Annotated in this window: 13 protein-coding genes; 8 read left to right on the top strand and 5 right to left on the bottom strand. The window is 40.7% G+C overall.

Going from position 1 to position 15169, the window contains the following annotated elements:
* Positions 1-35: 35 nt before the first annotated feature.
* The 3 genes from G5B60_RS07875 to G5B60_RS07865 all read left to right on the top strand — a co-directional run bounded on the left by G5B60_RS07875 (position 36) and on the right by G5B60_RS07865 (position 2563).
* Entirely contained in the window at positions 36-962 is a 927-nt protein-coding gene (locus tag G5B60_RS07875) for a peptidase U32 family protein (RefSeq protein WP_164683521.1), read from the top strand.
* Positions 963-1049: 87 nt separating this feature from the next.
* Positions 1050-2336 carry a peptidase U32 family protein gene (locus G5B60_RS07870; protein ID WP_164683520.1) on the top strand — a complete coding sequence of 429 codons (1287 nt, stop codon included), beginning with the start codon at positions 1050-1052 and terminating at the stop codon, positions 2334-2336.
* Positions 2337-2365: 29 nt separating this feature from the next.
* Positions 2366-2563 (top strand): hypothetical protein, encoded by a 198-nt coding sequence (locus G5B60_RS07865; RefSeq protein WP_164683519.1) that lies wholly within the window; start codon positions 2366-2368, stop codon positions 2561-2563.
* Positions 2564-2601: 38 nt separating this feature from the next.
* On the opposite strand, the gene G5B60_RS07860 is transcribed toward G5B60_RS07865, so the two are convergent.
* On the bottom strand, positions 2602-3846 hold the full coding sequence (locus tag G5B60_RS07860; protein ID WP_164684249.1) for a threonine/serine ThrE exporter family protein: 1245 nt from the start codon (positions 3844-3846) through the stop codon (positions 2602-2604).
* Between the two features lie 110 nt (positions 3847-3956).
* Positions 3957-4892, bottom strand: a complete 936-nt coding sequence (locus tag G5B60_RS07855) for a dihydroorotate oxidase (RefSeq protein ID WP_164683518.1) — start codon at positions 4890-4892, stop codon at positions 3957-3959.
* A gap of 231 nt (positions 4893-5123) precedes the next feature.
* Between G5B60_RS07855 and G5B60_RS07850 the strand changes: the two genes are divergently transcribed.
* The 5 genes from G5B60_RS07850 (at position 5124) to csn2 (ending at position 12274) form a co-directional block, all read left to right on the top strand.
* Positions 5124-5816 (top strand): phosphoglycerate mutase, encoded by a 693-nt coding sequence (locus tag G5B60_RS07850; protein WP_115268903.1) that lies wholly within the window; start codon positions 5124-5126, stop codon positions 5814-5816.
* A 459-nt stretch (positions 5817-6275) separates the two neighbouring features.
* Complete coding sequence (cas9, locus tag G5B60_RS07845) at positions 6276-10415, top strand: type II CRISPR RNA-guided endonuclease Cas9 (protein ID WP_164683517.1); 4140 nt, start codon at positions 6276-6278, stop codon at positions 10413-10415.
* Positions 10415-11281, top strand: coding sequence for a type II CRISPR-associated endonuclease Cas1 (cas1, locus tag G5B60_RS07840; RefSeq protein WP_164683516.1), 867 nt, complete (start codon positions 10415-10417; stop codon positions 11279-11281). The genes cas9 and cas1 overlap by 1 nt, the downstream gene beginning before the upstream one ends.
* Positions 11278-11622 carry a CRISPR-associated endonuclease Cas2 gene (cas2, locus tag G5B60_RS07835; RefSeq protein WP_164683515.1) on the top strand — a complete coding sequence of 115 codons (345 nt, stop codon included), beginning with the start codon at positions 11278-11280 and terminating at the stop codon, positions 11620-11622. Before cas1 ends, cas2 begins: the two co-directional genes overlap by 4 nt.
* The gene (gene csn2 / locus G5B60_RS07830) at positions 11609-12274 is read left to right on the top strand and encodes a type II-A CRISPR-associated protein Csn2 (protein ID WP_206225109.1); all 666 of its coding nucleotides are present in this window, start codon (positions 11609-11611) and stop codon (positions 12272-12274) included. Before cas2 ends, csn2 begins: the two co-directional genes overlap by 14 nt.
* A 201-nt stretch (positions 12275-12475) precedes the next feature.
* On the opposite strand, the gene G5B60_RS07825 is transcribed toward csn2, so the two are convergent.
* The 3 genes from G5B60_RS07825 to G5B60_RS07815 form a co-directional block, all read right to left on the bottom strand.
* Positions 12476-13669 carry a tyrosine-type recombinase/integrase gene (locus G5B60_RS07825; protein WP_164683514.1) on the bottom strand — a complete coding sequence of 398 codons (1194 nt, stop codon included), beginning with the start codon at positions 13667-13669 and terminating at the stop codon, positions 12476-12478.
* 463 nt (positions 13670-14132) lie between these two features.
* Entirely contained in the window at positions 14133-14759 is a 627-nt protein-coding gene (locus tag G5B60_RS07820; RefSeq protein WP_164683513.1) for a hypothetical protein, read from the bottom strand.
* A 17-nt stretch (positions 14760-14776) separates the two neighbouring features.
* Positions 14777-15157, bottom strand: coding sequence for an ImmA/IrrE family metallo-endopeptidase (locus G5B60_RS07815; RefSeq protein ID WP_164683512.1), 381 nt, complete (start codon positions 15155-15157; stop codon positions 14777-14779).
* Positions 15158-15169 lie beyond the last annotated feature (12 nt).

Genomic DNA, 15169 nt, shown 5'->3' with positions numbered 1-15169 from the left:
GCATTTGGGTTAATTTGTGGTAAAATGGGACTGTTATGGAAAAAATAATCATTACTGCTACTGCGGAGTCTATCGAGCAAGTCAAGGATTTGTTGGCTGCTGGAGTGGACCGCATTTATGTTGGTGAGGAAAATTACGGTCTTCGCCTCCCTCACAATTTTACCTATGATGAGTTGCGAGAAATCGCAAAGCTTGTCCACGACGCAGGACGTGAGTTGACCGTTGCCTGCAATGCGCTCATGCACCAAGACATGATGGACAATATCAAGCCCTTTCTTGACTTGATGAAGGAAATCAAAGTGGACTATCTGGTCGTTGGAGACGCAGGTGTTTTTTATGTCAATAAACGTGATGGCTATAATTTCAAGCTCATCTACGACACCTCTGTCTTTGTCACATCCAGTCGTCAGGTTAATTTCTGGGGCGAGCACGGCGCTGTTGAGACAGTGCTAGCCCGTGAGATTCCATCTGAAGAGCTCTTTAAGATGTCAGAAAATCTGGACTTTCCTGCTGAAGTGCTGGTTTACGGTGCTTCTGTCATCCATCACTCAAAACGTCCTTTGTTGCAAAATTACTATAATTTCACGCACGTTGATGATGAAAAGACCCGTGAGCGTGGGCTGTTCTTATCAGAACCAAATGACGAAAACAGCCACTACTCTATCTACGAGGACAAGCATGGCACCCACATCTTTATCAACAACGACATCGATATGATGACCAAGCTGTCTGAGCTGGTTGAGCATAACTTCACACACTGGAAACTAGACGGTATCTACTGTCCTGGGGACAATTTTGTAGAGATTGCAAAATTGTTTGTCAAAGCGCGTGATTTGATGCAAGAAGGCACATTTAGCCAAGACCAAGCTTTCTTGTTTGATGAGGAGATTCATCGCTTACACCCTGTTGGACGTGGACTGGACACAGGATTTTACGACTTTGACCCAGACACGGTCAAATAATCACCGATTAGCATGAGAGAGTTTCTAATTTCAGGGCATGCTAATCCTACTTTATACACCTTACAATCTTGAAAATTGGAGAATCGTATGACAAAAACATTGAAACGCCCAGAGGTCTTGTCACCAGCTGGGACGCTTGAAAAATTAAAAGTAGCTATTGACTACGGTGCAGACGCTGTCTTTGTCGGAGGACAGGCTTATGGACTGCGTAGCCGAGCAGGAAATTTCTCAATGGAGGAAATGCAAGAAGGCATTAACTATGCGCATGAGCGTGGAGCAAAGGTCTATGTCGCAGCCAACATGGTCACCCACGAGGGCAATGAAATCGGTGCTGGCGCATGGTTTCGTGAGTTGCGTGACATGGGCTTAGACGCCGTTATCGTCTCTGACCCAGCGCTTATCGTGATTTGTGCGACAGAAGCACCAGGTCTTGAGATTCACCTCTCAACTCAAGCTTCTTCAACCAACTACGAGACCTTTGAGTTTTGGAAAGAACTTGGTCTGACTCGTGTTGTGCTTGCTCGTGAGGTGTCTATGGCTGAGCTTGCTGAAATCCGCAAACGCACAAGCGTTGAGATTGAAGCTTTTGTACATGGCGCTATGTGCATTTCTTATTCAGGGCGTTGTGTGCTATCAAACCACATGAGCCATCGTGACGCCAACCGTGGAGGGTGTTCACAGTCTTGCCGCTGGAAATACAACCTCTACGACATGCCATTTGGTCAAGAACGCCGCTCACTAAAAGGTGAAATTCCTGAAGAGTTTTCCATGTCTGCTGTTGATATGTGCATGATTGAAAATATCCCAGACATGATTGAAAATGGTGTTGATAGTCTCAAGATTGAAGGGCGCATGAAGTCTATCCACTATGTTTCAACCGTGACCAACTGCTACAAAGCAGCAGTTGACGCTTATATGGAAAGCCCAGAAAAGTTTGAAGCTATCAAGGAAGACTTGATTGATGAGCTGTGGAAAGTCGCTCAACGTGAATTGGCGACAGGATTTTACTACCAAACGCCAACCGAAAACGAGCAGCTCTTTGGCGCTCGCCGTAAAATTCCACAATACAAGTTTGTCGGTGAAGTGGTGGCGTTCGATCCTAAAAACATGACCGCAACCATTCGTCAGCGTAATGTTATCCTTGAGGGGGACGCTGTTGAGTTTTACGGTCCAGGATTCCGCCACTTTGAGTGCTACATCAAGGACCTTCACGACTCTGAGGGCAATAAAATCGAGCGTGCTCCAAAACCAATGGAGCTTCTGACCATCACTGTTCCCCAAGCTGTAAAACCGGGTGACATGATTCGTGCCTGCAAGGAAGGACTTGTCAATCTCTACCAAAAAGATGGCTCAAGTAAAACTGTCAGAGCCTAAGCGACCAATTATTTGCTAGAGGATATTAGATGAACACTGTATTTTATCTCTTTTTAGCGATTTTACTTTTATTTACTATTACTAAAATAGCTTTGCTGATGGTTTATATGCGAAGTATTAAGCCAGAAGTAGATGAGAATGGTCATATTATCAAAAAGCCAGTCGAAGACTTGTCTGAAGCTGATAAAAAAGAGCAAGAAGAAGAGGAATATGACCGAGATTGGTAAGCGAAAACCCTTTAATCATAAGATTAAAGGGTTTTTCATTAGGATAAAAAGCGTGTTTTGAAAAAATGCCTTGGAATTTGCTGAACAATGCTAATGGCAAGTGCAATCATAAAAGCAGTGATAAAGCAAGAGCGTAGATAGACCATTGCCAGCTGGTCAGCGCCAGTCAATAAAAAGTAAATGGCACGGTACAAACTCAGCCCAGGAATGAGCGGCATCATACTCGTCGATAAAAAGATGGTCATAGGACATTTTCTCTTGATGGCAAAGACACGTGACAAAAAGGAACCAAAAAGCCCAGGGACAAAGACCGCAAGCGCTTCAAGGTGGTAATAGTACATGATGACGAGATACAAAAGCCATGACAAGCTACCTAAGATACCCAAGTCAAGAAAATAGCGCTTTGGCACTTGAAAGAGAATAGCAAAGGCAATTGTCCCGACACCAGCCATAACGACTCGTACAATGAGCTCAAAAACGGTCTCAATATTAGCTGAAAAATTTTGTTGCAGAGGATTGGCAAAAGGCAGCAGCTCAGTCACAGCCACCACTCCGACAGAAATAGAGATACAAACAAGAAGAGACGACATCAAAAGAGCTAGACCTGTTGAGAAATTATTTTGCGAAAACTCTCTGACCGAGCTGGTAAAAATAGCTCCTGGCACCAACATCATGAGCGCTCCTAAAAGGATAAGCCCACGGTAGTGACCAATGCCCATAAGGTGCAGTAGGTTAACCGATAGACAAGCAGCAGAGCTTCCGATGATAGTCAATAAAAAACCTGTGTGGACAAAGCGCCCCACCCGATGTAGCACCAAACCTAGAAACACCCCTGTTATTGCAGCCGCAAATGAATCGCTTAGCGAGCTGCCAAGAGCGAGTGAAAAAGCACCAGCCCCCGCAAAATAAGCTAAGAGATAATACCAGATATTGTAGTCTCGCATTCGGTCAATAGTATCAAGCTGTTTGGAAATGGCTTTAGCAGATGGTGTAGGGTTTAGTATCACTTGACGTGAGAGGGTATTGACTGCTTCTATTTTTCCAAGATTGATATTTTGCTCATAGACATTGAGAATAGCAGCTTCTTGCTGCCCTTGAGCATTGACAGCGGATGCCATGATACCATTACTAATGACGTAAGCATCAAAATCTTTCATGCCCAGAGCTTTTGCGATATAGCCCATGGTTTGTTCGACACGATAAACTTCAGCGCCACTTTCAACGAGAATCTTCCCAGCTTTTAGGACTATCTGAAGGGTGTTATAGTTATCTTTAGCAGACATGGTCATAGCGTTCACTTTCTAAAATAGAGTCTCTTTTATTATAAGGGCTAAAGCGCTATTTGACAATCATTTTTAAAGAAAGATAAAAAAGTTGAGAAAAGCTCAACTTTTTAGTCAATATAATGTAATTTTCCACGAAAATCTTCAAGAGTTTCATAGCCTTTTTCAACCATGATGGCTTGCAGTTCTTTTGTGATACGCTCAAAAGCCTGCGTACCTTCTTTTTGGAGGACAGTACCGAGCTGCACCATGCTAGCACCGCAGAGGATGTGCTCAAAAGCGTCACGACCTGTTTTGACACCGCCAGTTCCGATGATTTGGATAGAAGGATTGAGACGTTTGTAGAAAGCATGCACATTAGCCAGTGCCGTTGGCTTGATGTAGTCACCACCTAATCCACCAAAGCCATTTTTCGGTTTGATGACAACAGTCTCATCCTCAATCACAAGCCCATTTCCAATAGAGTTGACACAGTTGACAAAGACAAGTGGGTATTTATTAAAGATAGCTGCCGCTTGGTCAAAGTGTACAATATCAAAATACGGTGGCAGTTTAATCCCAAGTGGCTTAGTATAGTAGCTAAAGACCTCTTTTAAAATGGTACCTGTTGTTTCAAAATCATAGGCGATTTGAGGTTTCCCAGGGACATTTGGGCAAGAAAGGTTGAGCTCAACAAGCCCTTGATAATCGCTTTCTTGCACTTTTTTGAGGATAGTGTGGGTTTCATCTGGTGACATGCCAACTAGTGAGAGAACATGGGGCTTACTGCCGACACGATTTTGCTCTTCAATGACATAGTCTAAATAATAATCAAGACCATTATTAGGCAACCCCATTGAGTTGATAGAGCCAAGGTCGGTGTTGACATAGCGTGGCTCAGGGTTACCAGCACGAGCTTCTAGTGTAGCGGTTTTTGTGACAAAAGACCCAGCAGCAGAGCTCTCAACCTTCTCTAGCTCCTCACGTGTCATACAAAATACCCCAGCAGCGTTCATCAAGCAGTTATCAAACTGAAAATCTCCGATACGAGTTGCAGTAGAAACCATAATATCCTCCAAGAAAGTTTTGTTTTATTCTATCATTTTCATCTAAAAAGGGCAATAGTCCCTTATAAAATTCGTAAAATACGAACAATGATGTAAATAGTTGTTAAATGTTCATCTTATAAAAACGTTTCCACAAATAAATTCACTCTAAAACTAGCTTTTTTCCCTATTTTCGTGTAAAATAGGGAGGTAAGTAAAGGCAGTTGCCTAAATAAAAGGAGACATATCTAAATGGTAAAATTAGTATTTGCACGCCATGGTGAATCAGAATGGAACAAAGCTAACCTTTTCACAGGTTGGGCTGATGTTGATCTTTCAGACAAAGGAACACAACAAGCTATCGACGCTGGTAAATTGATCAAAGAAGCTGGTATCGAGTTTGATGTTGCTTACACATCTGTTTTGAAACGTGCGATCAAAACTACTAATCTTGCGCTTGAAGCTTCTGACCAACTTTGGGTGCCAGTTGAAAAATCATGGCGCTTAAACGAACGTCACTACGGTGGCTTGACTGGTCAAAACAAAGCTGAAGCAGCAGCTAAATGGGGTGATGAGCAAGTTCACATCTGGCGTCGTTCATACGATGTATTGCCACCAGCAATGGCTAAAGACGATGAGTACTCAGCACACACGGACCGTCGTTACGCATCACTTGATGACTCTGTTATCCCAGACGCTGAAAACTTGAAAGTTACACTTGAGCGTGCCCTTCCTTTCTGGGAAGATAAAATTGCACCAGCTCTTAAAGACGGTAAAAATGTTTTCGTTGGCGCACATGGTAACTCAATCCGTGCCCTTGTAAAACACATCAAACACTTGTCAGACGACGAAATCATGGATGTTGAAATCCCTAACTTCCCACCATTGGTATTTGAATTTGACGAAGATTTGAACGTGACAAACGAATACTACCTTGGTAAATAATAAAAAGCTAGGCTCATCCTAGCTTTTTTGATGTCTAAATGAATATAAGAAAACAGGCACCGATTCGGTGCCTACTTTTTTGCAAAGTTGTTTACGGACTAAGCCTTATTTTAACTCGCTGTGTTGTTTCGAATAGTTCCAACATAGACAGTATAGCATTTTTACATAAACTTATCAACTCTTTTGCTCAAAATAAGTTAAATATGGTATAATGAAAACGGTTGTATACTAATAGTAGTCTCTCTAATGACTGATAGAGAGACTACTAAAAAACTTTGGAGATAGTATTAGCTGTTTTGGAACCATTCGAAACAACACAGCTCTAAAACTAAACATAATACATGATTCCAGTTTAACAAAAAACAATTATTTTGTCAGAAATCAATTGTCTTTTGACTTGAAAATTTGTGAAAATTGTATTGTAATCATTACAACTAAGATTTTATAAAGGAGTTTTCTATGAAAAAATACTCAATTGGCCTTGATATTGGTACAAACAGCGTCGGTTGGGCAGTTGTGACCGATGACTATAAAGTTCCATCAAAGAAGATGAAAGTACGTGGTAATACCAATAAGACGGCAGTTAAGAAAAACTTATTAGGAGCGCTCTTGTTTGATGGCGCTGATACGGCTGAAGGGACACGTCTTAAGCGAACTGCAAGACGGCGTTATACACGTCGTAAAAATCGTCTTCGCTATCTTCAGGAGATTTTTGCTGAGGAGATGAACAAGGTTGATGAGAGTTTTTTTCATCGTTTGGATGAGTCCTTTTTAAAGCCAGAAGATAAGAGTAGTGAGCGTCATCCTATTTTTGCAAATGAAGTTGAGGAAAAAGCTTATCACAAAGCCTTTCCTACAATTTATCACCTCAGAAAACACTTGGCTGACAAACAAGAAAAAGCTGATTTGCGTCTTGTTTATTTAGCATTGGCGCATATTATCAAGTTTCGTGGGCATTTTTTGATTGAGGGGGATTTGGATGCTGAGAATACAGATGTTCAAAAGCTATTTGAAGCATTCGTAGAAGTGTATGATAAGAGTGTAGAGGATAGTCATCTCTCTGAGATAGAGGTGGATGCGGCTACGATTTTGACTGAAAATAGCAGTAAGTCACACCGTTTGGAAAAGCTTATCAAACACTACCCAACAGAAAAGAAGAACAGCTTTTTTGGTAATCTTATCGCTCTATCACTTGGTTTGCAGCCCAATTTTAAAGCAAATTTCAAACTATCAGAAGATGCTAAGCTGCAGTTTTCAAAAGACAGCTACGAGGAGGATTTGGGTGAAGTGTTAGCTCAAATCGGAGATGATTTGGCTGATGTCTTTGTAGCTGCTCAAAATCTCTATAATGCTATTTTATTATCAGGAATTTTGACGGTAAATGACGACACAACCAAGGCAAAAGTCTCTGCCTCAATGGTTAAGCGCTACACAGAGCACGAGGAAGACCTCGCTAAGCTGAAGCGTTTTATCAAGGAAAAAGCACCTGAAAAGTATACTGAGATTTTCAAAGACGAGAAGAAAAATGGCTATGCAGCCTACATCAAAAATCGAAAAAATAAGGGATACACTAAAACTAGTGTGAAGCAGGATGATTTTTACAAATATCTAAAAGGCATTCTCTCAAAACTGGACGGTAGTCAGTATTTTCTTGATAAAATCGAGCGTGATGACTTTTTGCGTAAGCAGAGAACCTTTGATAATGGAGCGATTCCGCACCAATTGCATTTAAAAGAGCTCCGGGCAATTTTACGCCGTCAAGCGACATACTATCCATTTTTAGCGGAAAATCAAGATAAGATTGAAAAAATCTTCACCTTTAAAATCCCTTACTATGTTGGTCCTTTAGCACGTCAGAAAGGACGTTTTGCCTGGGCAAGTTACAGCTCTGATGAAAAAATCACGCCTTGGAACTTTGATGAGGTGGTGGATAAGGACAAGTCTGCAGAGGACTTTATCACAAAGATGACCTCATATGACCTTTATTTGCCAGAGGAAAAGGTGCTACCAAAACACAGCTTCGTCTATGAAAAATTCACCGTTTATAATGAGTTGACCAAAATCAAATATATCGATGAGCGAGGAAAATCAATTTATTTTGATGCAAAGACTAAGAAGAGTATTTTTAATCAGGTCTTTAAAGAGGAGCGAAAAGTCACTAAAGATAAGCTGTTAAGCCATTTAGACAAAGTACATCCTATACTAAGAGCTGTTGACATAGAAGGACTTGATGAGGAAAAGAAAACCTTCAACGCCAGTCTTGGCACCTATCATGATTTGAAGAAAATCTTGGACAAAGATTTCTTAGACGATGAGGCGAATGAAGATATTATCGAAGATATCATTCATACACTGACCTTGTTTGAGGATAAACAGATGATTTATAAGCGCCTGCAAAAATACAGTCATCTGTTTACAAAAAAAGAGCTAAAACAACTAGCACGCAAGCATTACACTGGCTGGGGGAAACTGTCTCATAAACTTATCGATGGCATTCGCAATAAAGAAACGAATAAGACCATTCTGGATTATTTGATGGATGATGGTAATGCTAATCGTAACTTTATGCAGCTCATCAATGATGAACGGCTATCTTTCAAAGAGACGATTAAAAAAGCACAGGTCATTGATAAGGTGGATAATATTAAAGAAACCGTCAGCCAGCTGGCAGGCAGTCCCGCCATTAAAAAAGGGATTTTGCAGAGTGTGAAAATTGTTGATGAGCTGGTTAAGGTAATGGGGCATGCGCCAGAACATATCGTCATTGAAATAGCTCGTGAAAACCAGACCACTAACAAAGGGCGTAAGAACTCACAACAGCGTTTGAAACGTCTTCAAGATGCTTTAAAAGATTTTGGTAGTAAGATTTTAGACACGAATAAACCGTCTTATGTGGAAGATAATATTGAAAACGACCATCTCAAAGATGATAGGCTGTTTCTTTACTATCTCCAAAATGGTAAGGACATGTACACAGGTGAAGCGCTTGATATTGATCACCTTAGTCAATATGATATTGACCACATTATTCCTCAAGCCTTTATCAAGGATGATTCCATAGATAATCGTGTTTTGACAAGTTCAGCTAAAAACCGTGGTAAGTCAGATGATGTGCCGAGTCTTGAGGTTGTTAAGAAACAAAAGGCTTACTGGGAGCGATTACGTAAGTCAAAACTCATCTCTCAGCGTAAGTTTGATAACTTGACGAGAGCGGAGCGTGGCGCTTTGAGTGAAAACGATAAAGCAGGCTTTATCAAGCGTCAACTGGTAGAGACTAGACAAATCACCAAACATGTCGCACAGATTTTGGATAAGCGCTTCAATACCAAGCGAGATGAGGATGACAAGGTCATCCGTGATGTTAAGATTATCGCCCTTAAATCAAGCTTGGTTTCTCAATTTAGGAAAATTAATGAGCTTTACAAAGTGCGTGAAATCAATGATTATCATCATGCACATGATGCTTATCTTAATGTCGTTGTGGGTCTTGCTCTGCTCAAAAAATATCCAAAGCTAGAGCCTGAATTTGTCTATGGTGAGTATAAAAATTACAACTTGCGCAAGATGATTGCGACTACCAAAGACAAAGCGACTGCTAAGTCTTTCTTCTACTCTAACTTGTTAAATATCTTTAAAGATAGGGTCGAGTATCCAGATGGCAAGATAGTAGAGCGTCCAGTTATTGAGACATGCGAAGAAACAGGTGAAGTCGCATGGAACAAAGAAAAAGATGTCACAACAGTTCAAAAAGTGCTTGCCTATCCACAGGTCAACATCGTAAAAAAAGTTGAAAAGCAAGCAGGTCGTTTTTCAAAAGAGTCTATTTTACCAAAGGGTGACTCTGATAAGCTCATCGCAAGAAAGACGAAGGATGTTTATTTGGACCCTAAAAAGTATGGTGGCTTTGACAGTCCAACAATTGCCTACTCTGTCTTTGTTGTCGCTGATGTTGAAAAAGGCAAAGCTAAAAAGCTGAAAACGATTAAAACGCTAGTTGGTATCTCTGTTATGGAGCGTCTTGCTTTCGAAGAAAATAAAGTTGCTTTCTTGGAGAGCAAGGGCTATAAAAATATACAAAAAGATACCTTGATTGTCCTGCCTAAGTATAGCCTATTTGCCTTTTCTGATGGGAAAAAACGTCTGCTAGCAAGCGCTGGTGAGCTGCAAAAAGGAAATGAAATAGTCTTACCACAGAAACTCTCAACCTTGCTTTATCATGCACACCGCATTAACAATCTCAATGAGCCAAAACATTTAGAGTATGTCAAAGCTCATAAAGAAGATTTCAAACTTTTGTTATCTTATATTGAGGTATTTGCCTATAACTACATCGACGCTGAAAAGAATGTCATCAAAATCAAGGCTGCTGCAGAAAGAATCAACGATTATTTTCCGATAGAAGAGATTGCACCGTCCTTTATCAATCTCCTTGGTTTGACGGCACTGGGTGCACCGGCTGATTTTACTTTCCTTGGTGAGAAAATCCCACGCAAACGTTATACGTCAACCACAGAATGTCTCAATGCCACCCTCATCCACCAATCCATCACAGGTCTGTATGAGACACGCATTGATTTGAGTCAGCTGGGGGATGTCTAATGGGTTGGCGAACGATTGTGGTAAATACCCACTCAAAACTCTCTTATAAGAACAATCATCTTATTTTCAAGAATGCTCATCAGACGGAGATGATTCATCTCTCGGAGATTGATATTTTGCTACTTGAGACGACAGATATTGTGCTGACGACTATGCTAATAAAGCGTTTGGTGGATGAAAATATTTTGGTGATTTTCTGTGATGATAAGCGCCTGCCGACAGCTATGCTCATGCCCTTTTATGGACGGCACGACTCGAGCTTACAGCTGTCTCGGCAGATTGCTTGGGATGAGACGGTCAAGGCAGAAGTGTGGACAGACATCATTTCACAAAAGATACTCAATCAAAGCCTTTACTTAGGTGAGTGTGGTTTTTATGAAAAATCGCAGGCGATTATGGACTTGTATCAGGGCTTGGAGCTGTTTGACCCTACTAATCGTGAAGGGCATTCTGCACGGATTTATTTTAATAGGCTTTTTGGGAATGACTTTAGTCGTGACTTGGATTGTCCTATCAATGCAGGTCTCGATTATGGCTACACCTTGTTGATGAGTATGTTTGCTCGTGAGGTGGTTATTACAGGTTGTATGACGCAGTTTGGGCTGAAACACGCCAATCAGTTTAACCAGTTTAATCTTGCCAGTGACATCATGGAGCCTTTTCGCCCTATTGTAGACCGTATCATCTATGAGAATCGTGACGCTAGTTTTGTCAAAATGAAACGTGAGCTTTTTACTATGTTTTCAGAGACTTATGCTTACAAGAACAAGGAGATGTATTTGACAAATATTGTCAGTGACTATACCAAAAAGGTCATCAAGGCGTTGAATAATGGTGGAAAAGGAGTTTCTGAATTTAGGATATGAGTTATCGATATATGCGAATGATTTTGATGTTTGATATGCCGACAGACACTGCCGAGGAGCGAAAAGCCTACCGGAAATTTAGAAAATTTTTGCTCAATGAGGGCTTTATTATGCACCAATTTTCGATTTACAGTAAGTTGCTGCTTAATAACACCGCAAATAAAGCCATGGTTGATCGCTTGCAGGAAAATAATCCTAAAAAAGGCAGCATTACGCTTCTTACGGTGACTGAAAAGCAGTTTTCACGGATGATTTATCTCAATGGGGACAAGGACACAAGTGTCGCCAACTCGGATGAACGAGTGGTTTTTCTAGGGGAGGCTTATGATGTTGAAGATTAATTTTCCCATACTAGACGAGCCCTTGACTTTAGCGCAAGAGACTGTTTTAGTCGTAGAGGATGTTACCGTGTTTTCTTCTTTGGTTAAGCATTTTTACCAGTATCAAGAGGATGATGAACTCAAACTCTACGATGAAAAGATGAAGTCACTAAAAGCGTCTGAGCTTATGCTGGTGACGGATATTTTAGGTTATGATGTCAATGCACCTGCCATGCTAAAGCTTATCCACGCTGATCTTGAAGAGCAGTTGAATGCTAAGCCAGAAGTCAAATCAATGATTGAAAAGTTGGCATCAACGATCACAGAGTTGATTTCCTTTGAATGCTTGGAAAATGAGTTGGACTTAGAATACGATGAAATCACCGTTTTAGAGCTCATCAAGGCGCTGGGTGTCAAGATTGAGACAGCAAGTGATAGCATTTTTGAGAAATGCTTTGAAATTTTGCAAACTTATCATTATTTGAGTAAGAAAAAGCTCTTAGTTTTTGTCAATGTTGGTGCTTATTTGACCAAAGACGAGGTGGAAAAAGTCGTTGAGTACATTCGTCTGTCTCATCAAACGGTGCTTTTCATTGAACCAAGACGATTATACGACTTTCCGCAGTATGTGCTGGATGAAGATTATTTCTTATCTTCTGAAAACATGCTATAATGAGAGTAATAACTGGAACCATTTGAAACTGAAATCTAGCTGAGATGAACGGCGCGATTACGAAATGTCGGGACAAAAATTGGTCCACGAGGTTTTAGAGCTGTTAAAACATTGTGTCTTAACAGCTCTGAGAATATCAGAAAATATCGGAGTTTTAAAGGGGGTCAACTATTATTTGAGTAGTTGTTTTTTGATATTTTTCTATATAATTTCGATATTAGGCGGGGATTTTAGGGGGGAGTTTTGAGGGGATATTTGGTCGATAAAAGCATTGGAGACTCGCTCAGAGAGCTCATCGTGTACCTGGTTGTATCTATCAGTCATATACACCTTGGTGTGTCCGAGGACTTGGCTAAGAGCTTCTATGGAGACGCCAGCAATAATGCTTTGTGTCGTAAAGAAGTGCCGCATCATGTGTGGTGTTATTCTAAAGCCAACTTGGTCGTTGACCTTGTCAAACTGATAATTTAATCGGTTGGGATTGATGAGTTCACCATCTTCTCTAAGACTGATGTAGTCCCATTCGTCCTCTTTGATGATGCCATGTTTCTTTTTGATACGCTCAGCTTCACTCAAGAGGTATTGGATAAGCTCTGTCCCTGTTTCATCGAGTGTGACCCAACGCTCAGAGCTTAGTGTCTTTAGACCATGTCTGCCGTTTTTAGTGTGGTTACATCGGCTATCGTGCAGAGAGAGCAGTGCTCTGCCATTGATATTTGTTGTTATATCGCATGTTCTAAGCCCAAAAACCTCCCCTCGGCGGAGACCAAAGATAGTCAGATAGGTCAGTGCAAAAAAGGTCTTAGGCATTATCTCTTGGGCTTTTTGTATCCAAATACGGAACTGCTCTAAGGTAACCTTTTTATTTTGGGGAGGGATTGCACTCTCACCGATGTAAATTTGTTTAAGGCGGTTTGTGGTGATGTTACCATTCAAAACAGCGTCATTTAGCATTGCCATAAAGCAAGAGTTTATAATTTTGACGCTATCTCTAGGCTTGACCTTGAGCAGACCTGCAATATGGTTCTCGTACTCATTGCGAGATAGCTCCTTTAATTTAATATCGCCATAGTGTGGCAAAATGTGATTTTTAAAGGTACTCTTGTAGTACACCTCGGTGTTTGGTGTCCAACGGTTGGTCTTAGTTCGCTTGTTGTAGAAGATTTTCCAATAGTCTGCTACGGTTATATTCTTGTTGATGACTATTGTTTGCTCTTCGATTTGTTTGTCCATATCGGCAAGGACAATGCGTGCTTCTGGTAGGGTTTTTAGCCCACTCTTGGTAATTTCTTTCTTCTTGTTTTGAAAGATGAAAGAACGTCTGACGTAGTAGAATTTACCTTGTGATGTGTGGTAGGTAAAGATATTTGGGTATTTAGTTTTTGTGTACTTCATGTTTTTTCTCCTTGTAATAGCGACTTCTGGACAAGGTCTTTTTTACATGGAGATTTTTTTGGCATCACCCCCTTTAAATCGGTTTTTTATTTTGTTTTTTTCGTTTGTATGCGCTATACTTAATATAGTGGTGTTGGAAGTCCACCACTAAACTTTCTTCATACTTGGTTTACGTTCATGTTGTTTACTTAACGAGTCGGCTTTAGTTCATTGTTTGTCCATTTCTAAATGAGCTATTTTCTTTTATTGCGGAAAACTCTCTATATCATTTCGGGCCTCTTAAAGTTCAGGCGTAGTTAAAATTCACGTTTCGTTTTCCATGAAATCTTTTGAAAAAAAGGTTTTGCTCCTAAATTATTTTTTTTCAATATCCTTTAATACGTGTTGATTTCTGCGGTATGACTGCTAGCTTGTGGATAGGCTAGCAGTTTTTTTATGTACTATTATTTTCCGTTTCTTCTTGTTACGGATTTTCACGCTGTTGTCTTAACACTTCTGATTGGTGCTCTAATTGTTGTTTTCTAAATTCGGACATAACAGCATAATCTTGCCCAGCAACTCCATTAGGCTGACCGTTAGACCAAGCGCCACCGACACCAAGAGTTGCACCCTGTTGCGCCTGCTGTTGAGCGGCGGCTTCGGCTTGTCTCTGTGCCTCGGCTTGTTGGGCAACCGCTTGCTCAGCTTGTCTTTGAGCTTCTTGTTCGGCAGCGATTCTAGCCTGTTCTTCACGTTGAGAGATAGCATTTTTTACAGCGTTTATCCTATTTTGAAAACTCGCTTTTAATTGCTGGTCGGTGATTTTATCGACAGCGGTTTGTGCAGGAGTGACGTTATTGTTAGTTTGGTTATCTTCTAGGTTTTTCGTGGCAGTTTCGGCTTCATCTTTTAATCTCTTTTCAGCTTCCGCTTTCGCCTTTTCTTGAGCTTCAACTTGCGCTTGAAGCTTTCTCTGTTGTTTTTCTAGCTTTTTTATTTTCTGTTCGTAGGTGGAACTGTTAGTTGTCTTTGAGTTGTCAGAACAAGCTGCTAATACTACAGATGACAGTAGTGCAACGCTTATCATTTTTGTGCTTTTTCCTAATTTCATTTGAGTCTCCTTTTATTTCATTCAATCAAACTGCGATATTCTTCCATAACCATAACCTCATCAGCGACAGTTGTTAAGTTGTGGCACTTCATAAAATCGACGTAGTTAAACTCTCTAGCATCCTCAAGAGTTGCTAGAGCTTCTTTTACAAGATAGTGGATCATAGTGCGATTAGCCTCTAGCTCGTATTCTTCCCGAAAAACTTGGTAAAGATGTGGTAGATGCCCTCTGTGACCTAGCTCATGCAAAGCGACTTTTATCCTGTCATTTTCAGCGATTGTGTCGCTAAGAAACATGGTTTTTAATGGAGGTATATAAAACGCCTCATCCTCGTACAACTCGTTTTCAAAGATTTCGATTTTTACACCGAACTCATCAAAAATTTCCTTTTCTGTCACAGGCAACAACCC

The organism is Streptococcus hyointestinalis (genome assembly GCF_011039275.1).
GTDB classification, from domain to species: Bacteria; Bacillota; Bacilli; order Lactobacillales; family Streptococcaceae; genus Streptococcus; species Streptococcus hyointestinalis_A.
This window is presented reverse-complemented; position numbering and strand designations above follow the sequence as displayed.